17 protein-coding genes are annotated in these 20,319 nt (G+C 40.3%); 6 read left to right on the top strand and 11 right to left on the bottom strand.

Annotated features, from left to right (window positions below; all coding sequences use genetic code 11):
• Nucleotides 1-4: 4 nt before the first annotated feature.
• Nucleotides 5-463 (bottom strand): GyrI-like domain-containing protein, encoded by a 459-nt coding sequence (locus BMX50_RS29635; RefSeq protein ID WP_091219704.1) that lies wholly within the window; start codon nucleotides 461-463, stop codon nucleotides 5-7.
• A gap of 416 nt (nucleotides 464-879) precedes the next feature.
• Between BMX50_RS29635 and BMX50_RS29630 the strand changes: the two genes are divergently transcribed.
• From BMX50_RS29630 to BMX50_RS29610, 5 genes are all read left to right on the top strand, one after another.
• Nucleotides 880-1,428: a hypothetical protein gene (locus tag BMX50_RS29630; protein WP_143065293.1), complete on the top strand. Its 549-nt coding sequence runs from the start codon at nucleotides 880-882 to the stop codon at nucleotides 1,426-1,428.
• Nucleotides 1,429-1,450: 22 nt separating this feature from the next.
• On the top strand, nucleotides 1,451-2,116 hold the full coding sequence (locus BMX50_RS29625; RefSeq protein ID WP_091219687.1) for a hypothetical protein: 666 nt from the start codon (nucleotides 1,451-1,453) through the stop codon (nucleotides 2,114-2,116).
• Nucleotides 2,100-2,906: a sensor histidine kinase gene (locus tag BMX50_RS29620; RefSeq protein WP_091219682.1), complete on the top strand. Its 807-nt coding sequence runs from the start codon at nucleotides 2,100-2,102 to the stop codon at nucleotides 2,904-2,906. The genes BMX50_RS29625 and BMX50_RS29620 overlap by 17 nt, the downstream gene beginning before the upstream one ends.
• A 26-nt stretch (nucleotides 2,907-2,932) precedes the next feature.
• Nucleotides 2,933-3,580 (top strand): response regulator transcription factor, encoded by a 648-nt coding sequence (locus BMX50_RS29615; RefSeq protein ID WP_091219677.1) that lies wholly within the window; start codon nucleotides 2,933-2,935, stop codon nucleotides 3,578-3,580.
• A gap of 282 nt (nucleotides 3,581-3,862) precedes the next feature.
• Nucleotides 3,863-4,558, top strand: coding sequence for a Crp/Fnr family transcriptional regulator (locus tag BMX50_RS29610; RefSeq protein ID WP_091219673.1), 696 nt, complete (start codon nucleotides 3,863-3,865; stop codon nucleotides 4,556-4,558).
• A gap of 31 nt (nucleotides 4,559-4,589) precedes the next feature.
• On the opposite strand, the gene BMX50_RS29605 is transcribed toward BMX50_RS29610, so the two are convergent.
• The 4 genes from BMX50_RS29605 to BMX50_RS29590 form a co-directional block, all read right to left on the bottom strand.
• Nucleotides 4,590-5,048 (bottom strand): PIN domain-containing protein, encoded by a 459-nt coding sequence (locus tag BMX50_RS29605; protein ID WP_091219670.1) that lies wholly within the window; start codon nucleotides 5,046-5,048, stop codon nucleotides 4,590-4,592.
• Nucleotides 5,032-5,259 (bottom strand): UPF0175 family protein, encoded by a 228-nt coding sequence (locus BMX50_RS29600; RefSeq protein WP_091219665.1) that lies wholly within the window; start codon nucleotides 5,257-5,259, stop codon nucleotides 5,032-5,034. Before BMX50_RS29600 ends, BMX50_RS29605 begins: the two co-directional genes overlap by 17 nt.
• A 52-nt stretch (nucleotides 5,260-5,311) precedes the next feature.
• Entirely contained in the window at nucleotides 5,312-6,253 is a 942-nt protein-coding gene (locus BMX50_RS29595) for a helix-turn-helix domain-containing protein (RefSeq protein ID WP_091219859.1), read from the bottom strand.
• A 209-nt stretch (nucleotides 6,254-6,462) separates the two neighbouring features.
• Nucleotides 6,463-7,563 carry a TRADD-N-associated membrane domain-containing protein gene (locus tag BMX50_RS29590; RefSeq protein ID WP_091219662.1) on the bottom strand — a complete coding sequence of 367 codons (1,101 nt, stop codon included), beginning with the start codon at nucleotides 7,561-7,563 and terminating at the stop codon, nucleotides 6,463-6,465.
• Between the two features lie 119 nt (nucleotides 7,564-7,682).
• Between BMX50_RS29590 and BMX50_RS29585 the strand changes: the two genes are divergently transcribed.
• Entirely contained in the window at nucleotides 7,683-9,407 is a 1,725-nt protein-coding gene (locus BMX50_RS29585; protein ID WP_091219658.1) for an OmpA family protein, read from the top strand.
• Nucleotides 9,408-9,541: 134 nt separating this feature from the next.
• On the opposite strand, the gene BMX50_RS29580 is transcribed toward BMX50_RS29585, so the two are convergent.
• The 6 genes from BMX50_RS29580 to BMX50_RS29555 form a co-directional block, all read right to left on the bottom strand.
• Nucleotides 9,542-10,396, bottom strand: a complete 855-nt coding sequence (locus BMX50_RS29580; protein ID WP_091219655.1) for a glycerophosphodiester phosphodiesterase family protein — start codon at nucleotides 10,394-10,396, stop codon at nucleotides 9,542-9,544.
• Between the two features lie 270 nt (nucleotides 10,397-10,666).
• On the bottom strand, nucleotides 10,667-12,745 hold the full coding sequence (locus BMX50_RS29575) for a glycoside hydrolase domain-containing protein (RefSeq protein ID WP_091219652.1): 2,079 nt from the start codon (nucleotides 12,743-12,745) through the stop codon (nucleotides 10,667-10,669).
• 56 nt (nucleotides 12,746-12,801) lie between these two features.
• Nucleotides 12,802-14,334 (bottom strand): RagB/SusD family nutrient uptake outer membrane protein, encoded by a 1,533-nt coding sequence (locus BMX50_RS29570; RefSeq protein ID WP_244281140.1) that lies wholly within the window; start codon nucleotides 14,332-14,334, stop codon nucleotides 12,802-12,804.
• Nucleotides 14,335-14,354: 20 nt separating this feature from the next.
• Entirely contained in the window at nucleotides 14,355-17,636 is a 3,282-nt protein-coding gene (locus BMX50_RS29565; RefSeq protein ID WP_091219646.1) for a SusC/RagA family TonB-linked outer membrane protein, read from the bottom strand.
• 377 nt (nucleotides 17,637-18,013) lie between these two features.
• Entirely contained in the window at nucleotides 18,014-18,892 is an 879-nt protein-coding gene (locus BMX50_RS29560) for a hypothetical protein (protein WP_208864830.1), read from the bottom strand.
• 11 nt (nucleotides 18,893-18,903) lie between these two features.
• Nucleotides 18,904-20,145: a YdcF family protein gene (locus BMX50_RS29555; RefSeq protein WP_091219643.1), complete on the bottom strand. Its 1,242-nt coding sequence runs from the start codon at nucleotides 20,143-20,145 to the stop codon at nucleotides 18,904-18,906.
• Nucleotides 20,146-20,319: the final 174 nt, after the last annotated feature.

Genomic DNA, 20,319 nt, shown 5'->3' with positions numbered 1-20,319 from the left:
TGCCTTAAGTTAAAATTTCCATGTAGATCTCAGTGACTACCTGCCCTTCGGCAAATGTAAGGATCTGATAACCTGCGTTTGATTTTAATTGGGTTTGATGAGTTTGAATATAAGCGAAAAGATCACCATAGCCTTTCATAATGGCTTGCATCGGGTCGCCGGTAACTTTAGTATACAGAAATGTGCCTGCCATATCAATAGCCGAGAGAGAGGTTGACGACAGATCCACATTACCTTCTGATACCACACCCTGAAAACTCCGCTGTTCGGCCGCAGGAATAACCTGTGGGTCATCATAATAAATGCCGCAAATTTTAAAAGGAATAAAAGCAATCTGCGCCGCGGTTAATTCATTTTGTACAGCTGTAACGTACAGTGAAGCTTCTGCATAGTTCCCTGTAAATACTTTTCCAATAAGTTTTATCGGATTGTTAAGTGCTATTAACTGTACCGTATCTTCCATATCAGTTTATTTTGCTGGCACACCTAATATAACAGCTTTTCTTATGATTTATGCCAGCTATTATGGTTTATAGTTGTTTTTTAATTTACATGCTCAAAACGACTGTTATACCCGTCAATGCCTTTGCTTATCTACTTATTCCCGATAACAACATCAGCTTATTATAGATAAAATACCAAATAAATAAAATAAGTATTTATACGTTCTCAAACCATAAAAACACCCTTTCACACAATTTCACACATCCTAACTTTGCCCTATAGGAAAACAAACAGAAAACAGCACGAATAATAAATAATTAGTGAGAAAATTTTTCACAGTAGTATAAATAATTTCTCACTTATATAATTAATTATTAATCTCATAAAATAAAAATAATACAATTATATTACCAACATATATAAACCTATTATATCATGAAAAAACGACCCCTTAACTTTTTACGCCCATTTTTAGCGGCAAGCACAATTTGCTTATTATTTGCAATGACATCGTGCAAGCAGGCCACCAAATTTGCCCAGGTAAAATACACCGCCGCCCAGGTTAACTATTGGCTTGACTCAAAATCAACGGATAGCTTCATTTTTCAGTTTTACAGCCCTCAGGTTGATGATGTTAAAAAACCCTACCAGCTTGTATCGTACATTCTTGATACTGCAGGCAACTACCTTAACCCACTGCACCCCGATACACTTGCTGTTACGAAAGACACCACTGTTAACTTAACAGGCCCCGTGGTTTTAGGCAATACCTATCTCACAAAAAAAGCAATAATAGCTGTAATATCTACCGATGCCGGCGGCAAACGCGATTATGATTATCTGGTTTTCACGCCTAAGATTTCAGCTTCAAATCAGCATCTTGTATATGCTATAGGTTTGGTAAAAAACGGAAAGTTTATTAATTATGCAGATGAGGATACGAAGGATATTGATTCAAATCCATCTCCTCCGGCAAAAATGTAATATCGGCTAAAACTGTTGCATAGTGGAACAGCTAATTAAAGGCATATCTGACTGGTCGGAGGTTTGGGCACTGCTCATTCCTTTGGCCATTCTCTGTTTAAAGAAAAAACAGCCGGCTTTTAATAAACCTGTTACCATTTATTTATGGACAGCGCTGGCAATTAACATAACTATTGATGTAATATGGAAGCTTAAGACAATAATACCGCGTCCGTTTAACACCAATAATTACTTATACAACGTTCATTCTATAATCAGGCTGTTATTGTTCAGTTCGTTTTTTATAAAGTTAAACCAACAGTTTTTATCCAAAACCAAAAGGATAGTTCCGTATATTTTTTTAGGGTTTGTGCTTATCAATTTCAGCTTTTATCAAAACTTTTTTGACTACGGGCAATTGAGCAGCAGACTACTTTCGTTTGAGGCGGTAATTATGATGTTTTATTGTATGCAGTATTATTTGTTTAAAATAACTGAAGATGAAGAGCCAGGCAAAAAACAGCCCGATTTTTGGATTGTTACCGGGCTGGGCATTTATTACACGATAAATTTTTTCATTTTTTTGCTATACAATGAGCTCACGATACGTCTGCACAATTTTGCCATAAGCCTGTGGAATATCCACAATTTCACGTATACCGTTTTATGTGTATTTATAGCGAAAGGGTTATATGAAACAAACGAATGACGATATCAGGCTCCTGCTCTTTATGGGCATTGCCGTTATGCTTTCCTTATTCGCGAGTATATTGCTCATTTTCATTTTCTTTCAGCGTAAGAAATACCAATACCAGCAAAAAATTCAAAAGCTGCATCAAACCCAGCAAAACCAATTAATTGAAGCCGCAGTACGCAGCGAGGAAACCGAACGTCACCGAATTGCCGAAGAGTTGCATGACGAAGTGGGTGCTATTTTATCAGCATCAAAATTGCACCTGCAGGGAGTAAAGATCAACGTTATTGATAAAAACAATGAACCAAGGTATGAAAAGGGACAGGAACTGCTTGACATGGCCATTAAACAGGTGCGCGGTATTTCGCACAATTTGCATTCAAGTATCCTGAAAGAGTTTGGCTTAAATGAAGCTATCAGGCATTTTGTTGAAAAAATAACGAATAACGACCTCATTTTTATTACAACAGATCTTGATGATGCTTACACAACCCTAACCAATGAAAATGACATCAGCATCTACCGCATGGTGCAGGAATTAATGAACAATATACTTAAACATGCCAGGCCTCAAAAAGTACACATTACATCAGTTTATAATCAGGAGGCTTTGAACATCAGCATTTTTCATAACGGAAAGGGGCTCAGCCATGCACAATATGAAGAACTAAAATTCAATAAACAGGGACTTGGCCTCAAAGCTATTCAAACCCGTATTATTTTACTGAAAGGCGAAGTATCTTTTAATTACAAACCTGAGGGATATTACATTATCATCAATATCCCCCGACAGATTACTATTTAACTATTATAACATCAAAATACAAGGCGATGAAACCTATTAAAATTGCCATAGCCGATGACCATACCATATATAGAGAAGGCCTAAAAATCGGTCTTACCCAGGATGAAAACCTGGAAGTAATGCTCGAGGCCGCAGACGGCGAAGACCTGGTAAAGGGCATAGAGACAAACATGCCCAATGTAATTATCATGGACCTTAAAATGCCTGTTATGGATGGCATGGAGGCTACAAAACTTATTAAAAAAAAATACCCTGATATAAAAATTTTAGTAGTGACCATGTACGACGACGAAAAGTTTGTGATCCATTTAATGGAGATTGGCGCTAACGGATATCTATTAAAAAATTCAGAAGCAGAGGAGATCAGGAAAGCTGTATATTCTGTACATGAAACGGGCTACTACTTTAACAATATTGTAAGTAATGCATTGTTAAAAAAACTGGTGCTTAAAGGTAACATCAAGCCATCTTTTAAAGAAGGTGTTGAACTTACCGAACGTGAACAGGATGTGCTGAAACTGATTTGCGCCGAAAAAACAGCCAACGAAATGGGGCAGCAACTTTTCCTAAGCCCGCGCTCGGTTGAAGGCATCAGGCAACGCCTGATAGACAAAGTAGGGGTACGCAATACAGCCGGGCTGGTCATGTTTGCAGTGAAGAATGGAATAATATAAAAGGCCCGGCTGCTGTAAACCCATAAATTATTCATCAAATCCTTCTTAATTTTAACAGTTCATCCTTTTTTCGCTAAAAATTCCAACACAAAAAGACAAATTCAACATACTCAACAAAGAAAAAACAAGATATCAAAACAAAAACAGAAGCTAAATACACCTAAAATTTATCTCAAATAGAAAATTAAATAAAAATTAGCACTAAAAATTTAATTTATTAACAACATTTACAATTTTCATTAATATTTTTACAACAGATTTGACTGATTGATTAATATTTGAATGAAAAAAAATATTCAATGCGATAATAACACCTGTTTTTTATGCAAAGGCTGTATAAAAGAATGGCTACCCGCAATAGCAGCTAACAAAAAAAACTTTGCTGTAAAAAAAGGACAGGTTATTTTCAGTGAGGGTGACCCTGTAAAAGGGATTTACTTTGTTTATGAAGGCAATATAAAAGTTCATAAAAAATGGGGAGCGGATAAAGAGCTTATTATCCGCTTTGCCAACAAGGGAGCTATCTTTGGCCATCGCGTGCTGGGTAAACATGCTACCCACTACCCTATTTCGGCTACTGCTTTAGAAGCCGGTATAATATGCTTCATCGATATGGATTTTTTTGAGGCTACTTTAAAGGTAAATCCTCAGTTTACCTACCAGTTAATGTTGTTTTTTGCCGACGAACTGCAGGAGGCCGAACACAAAATGCGCAATCTTGCGCATATGCCTGTAAAAGGCCGTGTTGCCCAGGCGCTCATCAGTCTTAAAGAGCAATTTGGCTTAAACCCCGACGGGCATATCGACGTTGAACTTACGCGGCAAGATCTGGCTTCATACGCCGGCGCCACTTACGAAACTGTTTTTAGGGTGGTTAACGAGTTACTTCAGGAAAAACTGATCAGCACAAATGGTAAAAAGATCAGCATTATCAATCATGATAAACTTTTTCTTTTAACGCAGGATGATGAGGCATAAAAGGAATGAAATTAATTACAATAGCAAACAATTACTCCCCGGCCAGTTTTAGAATCTCATTAAAAACATTTTCAGAATAATGAAAATTTGTTTTCTGAACTTTATTGAGCATCGATCTTACGTTTGGGATAATTCCTTCTCGTTTTGCTTTCAAAAAAAGGCCTAATGTGCCGGTAACATTTAATTGCAACTTTCTTGCCTTTTTTCTGGCTTTATCATCGTCGAGGATAATTAATGAAGAGAGAGATTCAATAGCAAGAGCTATTGCACTGGCTTCACCCCAATCAACATCGAGTGTAGCCTGAAAAACAACATCTTTAACTTCTTTGATTCGAACCCATTCAGGCAATGGTTCACCAAACTCCAAAGCTATTACTGTTGTAGTTACTACGTAACCAAATAACAGTTTTAAAAGATTTAATTCACCAATTTTATCAAGTAATATAAAACAGGTAGTATCAGCTATAACAGTCTCATATGTTATCTGCATCGCTTAGCATTTCAGATACAGGATAGTTTAATAACGCAACATTATAGTCGGGTAATAACTCGGCAAAAGTACGCTTTGATAAACCAACCATTTCAGCTGCCTGCCCAAGAGATAATTTCCCCGATTCGTACAATTTAGCCGCAATAAACCGCACAGTATCATACTGATGCTCTCCAAGACTATCCGGCACCTCTAATGTTATTGTAGTCATATACGTAAATATACAAATTTGAAATAAAAACCTAAACACAAAATAACCAACCTTACCCCGCCAAATTCCTTACCTCAACCGGTGATAATGATGTTTGCTTTTTAAAGAAATTTGAAAAATGCGATAGCTGCTCAAAACCCAGGCTATAGGCTATTTCCGAGATATTCCAGTCGGTTTGTTTGAGCAGGATACGGGCTTCCTGAATGAGCCTGCTGGCGATATGTTCGGTAGTGGTTTTTCCGGTACTTTCCTTTAATACCTTATTGAGATGGTTGCTATGAACGGCAAGCCTGTCGGCATAGTCCTTCGCGGTACGCAGGATTACCTTCTGATCCGGTGACGCGATCGGGAACTGCCTTTCCAGTAACTCAATAAAAAGTGACGATACTCTTGCCGACGCATTGTGACTGTTGCTGTAATTGGTAAAAGGCTGTAATTTTTGACCGTAATGGATCAGCTCCAATAAATAATTCCTGATCAGATCATACTTATACAGATAGTCGGACGCTATTTCCTGCTGCATCTTTTTAAAAATGAACGTGATCTCGTCGGCCTGTTCATCGGTCAGCATAAACACGGGGCAACCTCCGGGGCTAAAAATTGGCAATGAATCCAGCACTACACCGCTTTTTGATTGCACCAAAAAGTCATCCGTAAAAATGCAGAAATGGCCGGATTGTTCCATATCCTGAGGCTTCCAGCTATAAGGGATTTTGGGAGTGCCAAACACAAGCGCATTCTTTTCAATATTGATCACCTTATCTGCATATTCGGCTATATTACGCCCCCTTACCAGATTTATCTTATAATACAACCGGCGATTGTAGGGCACGTGACTGGGGTCTTTTTTGATTTTAGCAATTAGGTCGCCAAGATTAAATACATTGAAATGCCCTATCTCTTTGTTAATATCAGCAGGCAGCAGATCTCCTACCCGATTATCGGTGAGTTCGGCAGCGTTTTTATAAAAATCGTCAACAGTTACTGTTTTCATACGTTTGTCACTGTTAACAAAGCTAATTATAAACCAAAACAAAAGCGCACCGATCATTGAATATGATAAATGCCTGTCAATGTCGCAAACTAAGAAACAACATATTGATAATCAATATATAATACATTAAACTAACTACCGGTAACATCAGCATTTAAATTTGATAAACGATAGTAACAAGGACAAAACAACTCCCCCTATTTATCCTATTATGATTTTGATTGCTCAATAAGGGATTTAGCGAGATCGATTTTAGCGTTGGTAATGGTTTTAATAAACTCTATATCACCTTCCATCTTCTTTGCATTATCCAATATAATACTATCCAGGATCTTAATTGAGGTACCGATAGTGCTTAACTTTTGCAATGAGGTAGTGTATTGCGCGGCCTGTGTAATGGTTGAGTTGTATACCACCAAAAAGGTAGCACCGATAAACTGCACTATAACGCCGGATCCGGCCGCTATAAACTCGGCGGTTTTATCACTTTTAGGGCCATAGGCATTACCAACTCCGTACATGATCAACCCAAAGCCTGCTATCATTACAACTACACTTACATAAAATATCCAATTGTTTTGAAGCAGGTTTCGCTGATAATATTTATTAAGTGTGATTTGCGCAAGCTCCCAAACCGGCGAAGCCTGACTTCCTTCCAATACATCTTTCCTTAATTTATCCTGCTCGGCCTGAATTTTCTTTTGATCAAGGATATGACCATAGTAATGGATGCTGTTTATTATCAAAAAAAGCATGAACATGCATGTAATTGCCCAAATAATGCCAACCTGGGCATCGCTCGCAAAAGCCCCGCGTTGTACAAATTGGTCAAAGTTCAATGAATAGTAGCCATTTCCTATCGATTGACTCACAATCTCGGCCAGCCCTTTATATGACACGCTACTAACCCCCGTAATACCGGCAAAACTATTGCTGGGAATATCCGGAAATAAGATTTTAGCCGAATCACTGCTACTACCAACCATGATGTTGCTTATTGACATTGGTGCGTACTTTGCCCTTATTAAAGGATTATTTATTGCAGTATCTAAATTTTTCAAACCAGCCCAGCTTATTGTCGAAGTATCGCCGGGTGCGAAACCTGATTTGGCAGCATAGTTCTGTGTTAATATACCTATGTAGTTTTGCGCTCCCCTGGTATCAAATCGATAGCTTACAGCTCCCTTAACTAAGTAAAAAAGCACCATCAAAATAAGCAACAGGAAGACAGCACGGTTCAAAAGCTTAAATTTTTCGAGACTGTTATTCCCGAAATTTAATCTTTTCAAGAAACTAAAAGCTTTCTTCATAAATATTTTATCTACAGATTATTTATTTATCGCCACAATTAACCACAACTACCTTATTTTCAGATTTTTAAATATATAAAAAAACAATAACTTAGCTAATAAAACAACCTGGACATATCATGATAAAAGTTTACCTGACTACCGTAATATTATCATTGACTTATTTGGGAACTGCATATGCCCAGAATATTTCCGATTCAACCAAAACAACGGCAACTACAACGTCATCTGAAACCCAAACCGCTAAGGTATTTGGTGGTTTAGGCCAGTACAGGAAATTTAGCATTGGTATCAATGGTGGTGTTACTTCACCAGTAATTGCTACCGGTGGCCGTAACAACGACTTTAACTCTCATTCTGTTAGCTACGGCTACGGTATCTATTTAAAAGAGCAGTTAGCACATTCTTTTGCTTTACAATTAGATGTTACAGGTGGTAAAGTTAAAGGTAAAAATGATCCTGCACCTACTGCAACAGGCGATTATGTATCATATGATACCCGTTTTCGGCAAGCAAGCATTAGCGCTGTGGTTAACGTTGCTACTATCGATTTCATCCGTCGTAAAAATGCAGTTAACTTCTACTTAAAAGGTGGTGCTGGTATGGCTTTTTATGATCCAAAAGTAACCAGGGTAGGTGCTGATGAATTTCATTTCAAAAACCCAACATCTGATGGCAGCCACTACGTAAAAGAGTTTGTTGTTCCTGTAGGTGCTGGTGTTAAGTTCCGTTTAAGCGATGCAGTAGCATTAGATTTGGGTTATACTCAAACTTATGTTGGTGCTGATAACTTTGACGGTTACAACAAATCTTACCCAACTAAAGATCACTACTCATATGCTTATGCTGGTTTAGCCTTTACTTTAGGTTCAAAATCAAAACCAGTATTGGAGTGGGTTAACCCGGTAGCTATGATGTATGACGAACTGTATGATGCAGCTTTACGTCAGGAAGTTGAAGCTTTAAAAGGCCGTGTTGCTAACGTTGAAACTGCTGTTAATGACCTGAAAAAAGATTCTGACGGTGACGGTGTTGCTGATCAGTTTGACAAATGCCCGGGCACTGCTGCAGGTAGCGTAGTTGATGGTTCTGGTTGTACCATGATATTTCCTCATGCGGATACAATTAAAGCTTCACCCGGTACAGCAGCATACGCAAACATCCAGTTTGAATTTGATAGCTCAGTATTACGTACTTCATCTTACCCGGTGTTAGACGCCACCTCCGCTGATTTACGCGCATCTGGCAAGGCTATTGAACTTGACGGTTTTACTTCAAACGACGAGGGAACGGCGGCACATCAAATGAGGTTAGCCAAAGACCGCGCTAACTCGGTAAAAACTTACTTAGTTAATTCAGGGGTCGATCCTCAGAAAGTAAAAATAAAAGCATTTGGTGAAAGCCGTCCAATTGCCAGCAATTCAACCGAAGAGGGCCGTATACTTAATCGTCGCGTTCAGTTTAATATACAGGCAGCAACAAGCAGCCCTTTTCCAACCAGGATAACGTTTGATCCCAATCAATCTGTGCTAAAGGCTGATATGCAAAGCAAACTTAAAGTAATAGTCGCCTATCTAACGGCCAACCCAGGTGCTCAAATAGCTTTAAAAGGACATTGTAATACACAGGAAATACCACGAACAGAACTGAATAACGACCATAACACTCCAATTAAACTTTCACAGGCACGGATAAACAGCGTATTTGATTATTTAATAAGTCAGCATGTTACCGACGGACAAATTAAAAGTAAAATAGCGCTTGGCACTGCGAGTCCTTTAAGCGGGGTAAATAATTACGACCGCCAATTTCAAAACAGGAGCGTGGAAATTACCAAAAGATGATATGGGGTAAAATGAAAAAAGTTGTAGGCCTGTCAGTCTGAGCCTGTCGAAGACTCGCGCCGAGAGGCCTACACACCATACTTCAACATGCTCAGCATAACAGCCTTTTACTTTGTAAATGGCAATATTAAACCCTACTTATGCAGATGTTTCTTACGAAGATATTCCAGCATTAATTGCGGCCTGTCTGTTTGAATGATGGTAGCGCCATGTGCTATGATCCAGTCCCAGCTATCTTTTTTGTTATCATCCTCCACAGCCGTATCGTCATCGTGCCCAGCGTTAAGCGAAGCCCATAATGAATTGATCCACACCTTAGCACCTGTTTGGGTAATGAACTTATTATCCCTTAACACGGCCGAGGTATCTTTGGTGAAATTAAGCTCAAACGCATAAGGCTTCATATTTTTCAGGTAATCAACAATGATCTGTTTAGCTTCCGGTTTATCAAGGTTTACCACAGGCATATAAATGATGCTATCAATAAGGCTTGGGTAGCGGGCTTTAAGATCAGCATAAGGTACCTCCGATTTAAAAATAGCCTGTTGTACTGTACCGGTTTCTTTTAATATCGCCAGGGCTTCATGATAGTAATCATAGCTTTTATCAAGATTAACTTTTACACCGGTGCCTTTCAACGCCAGCATTACCTCTTTAAGTGTAGGGATCTGATTTTTGGTTACACGACCGATACCGTTCCTCAATCCAAATTTTCTGATCTCATCAAAAGTATAATCGGCAGGTTTGCCTTTACCATTTGTTGTGCGATCTATAGTACCATCGTGCATGATCACCACAACGCCATCTTTAGTTTTCTTCAGATCGAGCTCAACGATATCAACACCCATTTGGGCAGCATATTGAAAAGCCCTTAATGAATTTTCTGGCGCATTACGCCAGTCGCCGCGGTGGGCGGTCACCTGGACTTTGTTTTGGGCACTTACCGATAGGGAAATGACCGAGGACAGGATTAATAGTTTTAGTTTCATTTGTTTTATTTAGTTAGATAGCGTATATACTCCACCGCTCGGCCTGTTCACAGGGATTAAATCGACAAAAAAAATGCTTCCAAAATAAAAACCCATGTCATTGCGAGCGTAGCGTGGCAATCTCATAGCCAATGCATATTCGCCCTGCAGAGCAACGAGATTGCCACGTCGCTGCTAACGCTCTACCCCTACCGCTCCTCGCAATGACATGGTTTTTAATATAGCTCCATTATCAAAATCTGCAACCTCTACCGAGTGGTTCTTATTTCATTATTTCATCTCAATATCAGACACCCACTGCTCACCTACCCCAAATTGCTCATTAGGCTTATCAGCAGCAGTGATAACGAGCGTTCCGCCTTGCATAATTTCCTGATGGGTGAGCCAGTTACGGTTCAATTTCTTACCGTTTAATACTACTGATTGGATATACTTGCGACCTTCAACGTAATTAGACACTGTGATATTAAAAGTTTTGCCACCCGGCCATACAAATTGCACCTGTTTAAACAGCGGTACATTCAGGTAATAAACCGGCCAGCCAACGCAAGCCGGGGAGATCCCCGTAGCTGCAAAAACAAACCATGCCGACATTGCACCGGCATCATCATCCATAGTACGCACATAGGTATCAGGCTTATTCTGATAAATAACATCAACAAACGGATCAATACCGCGACTGTTATCGTTAAAATAGTATTGCACCACCGTGTCTGCAGCATATTTATGTACTGCAGCCTGCGATTTCCAGGGCTGCGCCGATGCATTGTACATATATGGCACCTGGATATCCGGCTCGTTGGCGTGATTGTAATAATCATTGTCAAAAAACTGATCCAGCTGACGAATGTATTCCTTTTCGCCACCTATCAATTCGGTAAGGCCTTTGATATCAAACGGAACAAACCAGCGGTATTGCCAAATGGTTCCCTGGTAAAGCCCCCGGGCCGAAACACGGTCAACGTCATTTTTCGTAATGTCTTTAAAATCTTTATTCCAGTATTCCTTGTAACGCAGAGCCTTTTGCTTGTATTGATCGGCCAGTTCAGTTTTACCTTCGATAGCCAAAATCTGCGAAAATGCCCAGGTATCATAACTTGATTCTAAGGCTTTATCGGGATGCGAAAAATCAAGCTTATCTACATCCGCCTTTAATGAATCGGCAATAGCGGCAAAATCAACCTTATAACCTTTACGGTAAGCATCCAGCAAAACTACGATGGCATGTTCGGTGCGCACCGTGTTTGAAGGCTCATGTTTGGTGGCATAATCCTTTTTGCCAAAACGGTAAAGATTAGCAATTGATGTAGTTATTGATTTATACTTATCCGGATATAAAATTGATAACAACGGCAATTGGGTACGGTAATTATCCCAAATAGCCCAACCGTTATAAATACTGTCTTTAGTAGACTGAAGACTACCATTTGTTGCCCTGAAGCTGCCATCCGCTTCCGAAATCACATAGGGCGATTGAACCGTACGGTAAAGCATCGAATAAAAAAGTTTTTCACGTTCTGCGTTACCCTTCACTTTAATACGACTCAATACTTTGTTCCAGCCTTCGCTGCTTTGGGCTTTCATCTGCTCAAAACCGGCTGTTTTAACAGCGGCCTTAGCATGTGCAACATCAACCGACGAAACACCGACACTCAACTGCACCTGATCTGCCGTTACTGTAGCTATTAATTTATGTTCATTCGCCGGTGAAAAAGCTGCCGGCTGGTTAAATTTAATACAGTAATAAACCCGATAGGTGCCTACATTACAAGTGGTGCGGGAATCAATCCAACCGGTAATTTCATTATTACCAAGTTCATGTTCTTCGGCAACAAAACGATTGGCAAGTGTATGACTCAGGTCGATAAAAAACCCTTTTTTGCCTTGCGGAAAACTGTAGCTTTCAACACCAGCGTTTTGATAAACGGCTATTTTAGCCGCTATGTGATTACTGAAAGCTACCTGGTAAAATCCGGGTCCGGCTTGTTCTGTTGTTTTGTTCAGGATAGAAGCCTTCGCTTCATCGCCTAAAAAAGGCTTGATCAAAATATTGCCGCCGCTACCCTGGCAGCCTACGCCCTCAAAACGGTTGTGGGTAAAACCTAAAAACACTTTGGCCTTATGCTCGTAACCCATGTGTAGGTTAGGATAGGTTTGAGGCCCGATGCTTAGCATACTGAAAGGATATGATGCTGCGGGCGACATTTGTCCATGATCGCCGGAAGAGCCTACAAAAACGTTTACCTGGCTTGCGGGCGACGCTTCTGCAGATTTTTTCACTTGCGATGAAGCCTTAAAACAAGTAAATAATAAAGCTATTGCAGATATAGTAATGAACGTATTTTTCATAGCGCAAAATAAAAAAAGGAGGGGCTGGGCCCCTCCTTTTCTATGTAACATCAATATTAATAACCCGGGTTTTGGTACATCTTAACAGGGTCAAGTTTGTACTCATCAAATGGGATTGGGTAATAGCGATCTTTAGTAGTAAAGTTTGCCAGTGAAGCCAAACCAAAATCTGTTTGCTTTTTAGCATGGAAGTAAGCTACCAATTCATCAGTTGTAAATGTGCGCAGCAAATCAAACCAGCGGTGGTGCTCAAATGCAAGCTCAACACGGCGCTCGTGTAAAATAGCAAGCTTAAGTGTTGGGTACCTCGTAGCATAATCGCTGTTGGTCATTGATAAGGCATAGGTTGGCATACCGGCACGGGTACGCACCTGGTCAAGGAAGCCTGTTGCAGTAGCCTGATCGCCAAGGTAGTTGTTAACTTCGGCTAATGATAGGATCACATCAGCATAACGCATCAGGATCCAGTCGTTACCACCGTAACCGTTAATACCTGCGGCAGTACTAACATCCCTAAACTTGGTAACAAACCAATCTTTTACAATTGGGTCATTAGCGTATTTAACAGAGAAGGTCATACGCGGATCGTTAGTTTCATACTCGTTGATCAAATCATGAGTAACGTTATAGCCAGCACCTGTCGACACTTTTTGTGAGTTAATAGTTTCGCCTTTAGCCTGGAAGTTGGCAGCAATTGACGAGCTGTAGTTCAAATCGCCCTGGATGTTAACGATCTGGAAGATCAGTTCCGGACAGGTTGTCTTCTTAGAAACGTCAAAAACATCAGTATAAGGAATGGCATTCAATGCGCCGAAATTACGCATGTTGTAAGCATTCATTAAAAATGTTTTGGCATTATTAAGGTTAGTTGTACGGTTAGCCTGATCCTGTGTTGTTGCCATAGTAAGGTAAACCTGACCTAACAGGAAGTTGGCGGCCGCTTTTGAAGCACGACCGGTTGAAGCCTGCAGATTAGGCAGCGGGCTGGCAATCACATCGGTTAAATCGGCAACAATTTGCTGATAAACAGTTGCCTGTTTTTCGCGGAAAGTTTGTGCTGCAACATCACCTGCTGATGATAGCGCTTTAGTTACCAAAGGCACATCGCCCCAGGTACGTACAAGGTCAAAATAAATAAAGGCGCGCAAAAACTTAGCCTCAGCAGCATATTTCAATTTTACAGAATTATCAGGAAAAGTAACCTGATCAATATGCGATAAAACAGAATTGGCACGACTAACTGTAGTGTACAATGATACCCAGTGAGCTTTAAGATAAGTATTGGTTGGTAATATAGAGAAGTTACCAAACTGGAACGGTTCGCCTGAGTTTGACTGGTTATCCTGCGTACCGGTATCATCCGAGCGTTGATCTGTCCAAAGGTCGCTGCCTTCGCCAACGTTATTACCGCTGCGTAATGATTGATATATGCCGTTCACCGCCAGCAAAACATCGTTAGGCGTTTTATAACTCGCATCAACTGATATTGCGTTCGGATCGCTTTCGTTCAAAAAGTCTTTTTTACAAGACGGGGCTATCGCCACAACGGCCGCAAGGCAGGCCATGGCTATAAATTTCTTATTCATCATCTATCTCTTTAAAAAATTTATTAAAAAGTAACACTAACACCTAAGTTGTATGACCTAACCAGCGGATAGGTACCATAATCGATACCAGGAGCAAGGTTTGGATTTTGAGTACTGTTTGAAGCAGCACCCGAGTAGTTATAATCAACATCAGGGTTATAACCTTTGTACTTGGTGATGGTAAATGCGTTAACCACACTTGCAAATACACGTGCTTTGCTCAGGCCTAAAGTTTGTTGTAAAAAGTTAGGCAATGTATAACCTAAAGTAAGGTTGGTACAACGCAGGTACGAGCCGCTTTGCAGGTAAAAGGTTGATAAACGGGTACTGTTACTTTGGGTACCGGCACGTGAAGCGCGGTAAAATGAACCGTCGCCCGGATCAGCTTCGTTACGGTAACGTTGTGCAACGTTAGCATACTGGTTGCCGGAACCTTCTCCATTGTATAAATAATAATCCTGGCCGTCAAGGATCTGGTTACCGTATGAACCATTGAATGAAGCGCTTGCATCAAAACGTTTATAGGTACTGTTGAAAGCAAAGCCGTAGGTAAATTTAGCATAAGGCGAGCCGATAACCGTTTTATCGGCATCGTTAACAATACCGTCTTTATTGGTATCAACAAACCAAAGGTCACCAATTTTGGCAGGGTTAGTTTGTGAAGCAGACGGAGCAGTTTTGCCTAAGTTTGAAGCGTTGATTATACCACCAACTTTAAAGCCATAAAACATACCTAAAGGCTGGCCTTGTGTTGTAATGCTGGTTAGGTATGAACGCTCGGCACCGTTGATAATGATTGTATTCTGCGCAGGCAATTTAACTACCTTGTTACGGTTTAATGAAATGTTACCGCTTGCGCCAAAAGTAAAGTCTTTGTTGTTGATGATCTTACCGTCTAATTGTAAATCAAAACCGGTGTTACGGATCTTTGAATCGCGCAGGTTGGTAAGGATGGTTGTACTACCCGAAATTGCAGATATTGGCTGATTGTACAACAGGTTGTATGAATAACTCAGGTAATAGTTGGCAATAACCTGCAACCTGCCGTTAAATAAACCTATGTCAGTACCAAAGTTATACTGCGAAGTGGTTTCCCATTTCAGCGTATTATCTTTAAGACCACCAGGATAAGTAGCTGTTACAGCGCTGTTACCATCAAGTACTACACCTGTAGGAGTTGCCAATGTTTGCTGAATGTTATAGTTACCAATGTTATAGTTACCACTTTTACCCCAGCTTGCACGAATCTTAACTGTTGATTGATCGCCAAGGAAGTTGTGGTAGAATGACTCGTCAGAAAGGTTCCAGCCTGCGGCAACCGAAGGGAAGTAACCATATTTGTTTGCCGGTCCGAAACGTGATGAACCGTCCGCGCGGAACGATGCGGTTAAGAAATATTTGCCATCATAGTTGTAGTTAGCACGACCAAGATATGACAACAAAGTGAAAGCATTTTTATAAGCAGAGTTTAAGCTAAAGTTAGCTGCCAAAGCTCCTTTGTTTGATATTTCAGGGATATTGTCATTTTGGAAACCATTAGCCGTAACACTAAAGTAATCGTTAGTTGTACGCTGAGCGGTATAACCGGCCAAGGCGTCAAAATGGTGTTTACCAAATTGCTTGTTATAGTTTAAGGTAAACTCAGCAAGTTTATCAACTGTTGTTAAGTTTGAAGCCTGGGCATTAGCAGCCAGTATTGACTGTTGAGAACCCGGAGCGAATGTACCGCTACTCAATGTAGTAGGATAATAATAATCGTACTTTTCGGTATAAGTTTGAGTACCTAAGTTAGTTTTAAAATTAAAACCAGGTAATATATTATACGTTACGTTAGCATTATAAGTGCTGCGATAACCTTTCCTGTTAATTTTAACGCGCTCGGCAAGGGCAACCGGGTTTTCGATACCCTGGTAACCATATTGAGTAGAGCCGGCAGCTTCAGCGTTAGTAGCCAATGAGCCATCGGCGTTGTATGCCGGAAGATATGGCATATAGATCAAAGCACCCAGCACCGGGCCATGGTCAAAACGGCCTTCAGGAATTTCCTGGTTAGTGTTTTGAGTGTATGCTACGTTTGCACCGATGTGGATACGTTTGCTTACATCCCCCTCAACGTTTGAACGGAAGTTATAGCGTTGCTGACCTGATGATACAATTATACCAGGGTTGTTTTGATAAGAACCGCTAACATAATAACGCACATTATTAGCTGCACCACCAGAGAATGAAAGGGTGTGTTTTTGGAAAATTACATTATGGTATAATTCATCCTGCCAATCGGTATTTACAGTTTGTTTGATAGGGGTTTGAGTAGCAAAGTTGTATAAACCATCCGGAATACTAACGCTGCCGGTGTTACCAACATTGGCAACACGAGTGCTGTTAGGGTCAGAGTACATGGCGTCATTCCAGGTATGGCCAGAGTTTACCCAAAGGTCATGGTAGGCATTGTTACGACCGTCGATAACCAGCAAAGCAGCCTGATCGGCATCTAAAAGTTTCACTTTGTGAGCAAGCTGATCAACACCGGTTTGAACGTCATATTCAAAACGGCCTTTACCCTCTTTACCTTTTTTAGTAGTGATCAATACCACACCGCCAGATGCACGTGAACCGTAAATAGCAGCCGAAGCAGCATCTTTTAAGATGTCAATACTTTCAACATCATCAGGGTTAATGAAGATATCATTACCTGCGGGATAGCCGTCAATTACATATAGAGGATCAGAACTGGCATTTAATGAACCAACACCTCTTACCCTTATTTTAGTGCTTGTGTAAGGTGCACCACTGGTTTGCGATATTTGCACACCTGCCACTTTGCCGGCAAGCGCCTGGCCTAATGAAGGTGCCGAAAGATTAAGATCGCCCGGTTTAATGCTGGCAATTGCACCGGTAACATCGCTTTTACGGATAGTTTGGTAACCAATGGCTACAACCTCATTAAGCATGTTTGATTTTGGTTTCATCTTAACGTTATAAGTTGATGAATTGCCAACAGTTACTTCAAATTGTTCGTAACCAATAAAGTTAAAAAGCAACACAGCGCCTTCTTCGGCAGAAATGGTGTATTTACCGTTTGTGTTAGTTGAAACACCCTTATCGGTACCTTTAATACGTACCGACACACCGGGTAAAGGAAGATTAGTTTCGTCGGTAACAGTACCGGTAACTTGCTTCGCGGCTTCAGATACTATATTTTTTGCTGAAGCGTTTGAGATAAAAGGTTTTAGCAAAACCAGTAAAAATAATGCAGGGATGAAAAAAAACCTGCTCAAAAGATTTGGATTAATCTTTTTATTCATATTTTTAAAATTGATTGTTGAAAGAAATGACTTAAAGCCTTGGACTGCTTTTGAGTTATTTGACAATTATCCCGGACCAGGTGAGTGTTAGCGCATTCACCGGTTCTTAGTTTTATCGCCGAGCTCGATGTTAAGTTGAAGTTAATGTTACATAGGCGACTATTTTAAAGAAGTGAGCAAATAATTAATAGTTTCATAATTATTATTGCGTTAATATTAAACAATATTAATATAGAGTTGTTAATATTGTAATAATTGCAGCAAAGCTAAACCAGTTATCTTAACCAAAGGATACCTTAGTGTTAAATTTACATTAACAAAAAATAAAAAAATGCCCGCCCTTCGCAGGCATTTTCACTTTAGTTAGTTCATATACATTACCATGAAGTAGTAGTAAAATTTACGTTATTTTTGCGTGATGAAGTTACGGCTATCCCCTTTTCATCGCCACCAAGCAATGAAAATCCTTCCAGCTCATCGCCCCTGTCTATACCGTCAACCTGGCTCAACACTACCTGCTTACCAGCTTCAATCGACTTTTTAAGATCAACATAAGTAAACCGCCATTGCCTGCCCTCAAGTTTATTCTGGATAAGTACCAAAACGCCTTTATCGGCCTTCCAAAACAGGTTTTGTACCCATGGCGTACAGGTAAACTTTTTGTAAAGCACACCTGGTTCTTTCGTGCTTTTAGCTTTGGCCAGCTTTTCAGGGTCGTATAAACGCACTTCATTGCCATGATCGCCATAATCGGCAGTGGCCACATACCACTTATTATTATATTTTACATATTCAGGACGGGTACCCTGTATGCAGGCATCATCCTCAATAGTGTTGATCAAATTACCATCGAGCGTACCGGTTTTAAGCAAACCTTTCCAGTTCACATTATAAATTACCGCTCTCCACTGGCTGCCCGCCGCGTTCAGGCGGATAGAATTACCTATGAAGGTTGGCCCCTTATCATTATTATAAGCTATACCGGTAGGGTGGTTAATAACATCCTGCCCATTTTGGGTTAGCTTATATTCTTTATGCTGATATACCAGGCTATCATGCTCCAGTTTGAACTCGCGGATCATCCCTACTTCCCTGTCGCCATATAAAAATATACGGCCGTTTTGGTAAGAGATACCCTGGCAAGCGCCTAACGAATCAATAGTTATGGCGCGGTCAAGTTTATGATCAATTGTCCCGGTGGTAACGCTGCCTATACCTAAAACAGCAACTATCATTGTTAAAGTAAGCTTTTGCATGAGTTTAATAATTAACGGGGATCAAGCGGTTCATCAGGATCTATTTGTTTAGCCTCTTCAACCGGATAATATTCAACTTCAGTTTCGGAATTACGCTTAGCCAGTTTGTAAGGCACGTAGTTCAGCTCTTTTTGGCAGCGTACATCCATAGTCATGATAAAATCTGTTTGTGATTTATCGGTTACCACAATACCCGGCTTATCGGCAGGAATACCATATTTATAAAGCAGCCTTGCGCTGTTACGCATATTGGTGGTAGTGTGGCGTGCATGCGGCTCAATAATCACTACATTCTCGGGGATATGAAGGGTTTTAACCAGGTAAACTTTCATTTCTTCAGCCTCGTTATACTTTGTTTTATAAGGATGCACCTTACCGCCCGATACAATAATAAACGGTGCTTTACCTGCTTTGTACTGTTGTACCGCCAGCCTGCAGCGCAGCATCCCCTCCCCGCTCAAAGGTGATGTTAAATTATCGGGGCCAGCACCCGGCACAAGAATGTTTGAATAAGGATAATCGGCCCATTTAATGGTTTTTATGCGGGTTACGGCAGCCTTATTGGCATTCAATTCCATCGGCTCGTAGTTAGCCGGATCCTGCCTTTCGTTTATCTGCAGGTATAATAAAGCAGCCTGCATAGCCGGTTCAAAAAACAACTTGGTTCCTTTAATATCGCCAATCAATGTAGCACTGGCATCATACATTAGCGTATAATAAGCCCTCGCCTTAACGTTATAGCTAATTGAATCTATCTGCGGATAATTTGGCTTTTTACCCTCGGCATAAACACCGATAGTATAGTTGATACTGCCTGCATCCTGCTCCCATGCTTTTATAAGCAATTGGCCTGGCGACAGGCTTTTATACAAACTATATTGGCCCGATGGGATCAGCTTTGATTTAACCAGCTTATCAAGTGCATTCCCTGCTTTGTACAAAGCAGCAAGGCGCCCGCTTACCGTTTTGATATCTTCATCAGTTAATTTCACAGCAGTTGTTAAACATAATGCGTCTTTACAATCGGTAAGAGACGTGTTAAGCGCAGTTAGTTTTTTCTGCGTGAGCTGTGCCAGTTCCGGATCATTTTTAAGCAAAGTACTTACTTCGGCATCCTGCTCAAACAAAGTCAGCAAGCCGTAATTTTTAGTCTTTACGTAATCTGTCGGGGTATTTTTAACGGGGGCCGGGCTTTGTGCAGAAGCGCTTAAACCGCCTAACCCAAGCATCGTTATTAGCAGGAGTTTTTTCATTGAACTGTTTTTTAACAAGGCGCAAATAACGCCTTAGCACATAAACTCAAGGTTAACTGCCGGTAACTTTCCTCTTACAAAACAGGCCTAATTTTGATTTAAATTAAGATATACCATCTTTAGGAGTAAATAATCCATATCAAATTTGATATTTGTAAAAGCTGATAAAAATCT

Source organism: Mucilaginibacter gossypiicola (assembly GCF_900110105.1).
Lineage (GTDB): Bacteria > Bacteroidota > Bacteroidia > Sphingobacteriales > Sphingobacteriaceae > Mucilaginibacter > Mucilaginibacter gossypiicola.
The sequence above is the reverse complement of the archived record's forward strand: the minus strand, read 5'-3'. Positions and strand labels throughout refer to the sequence as shown.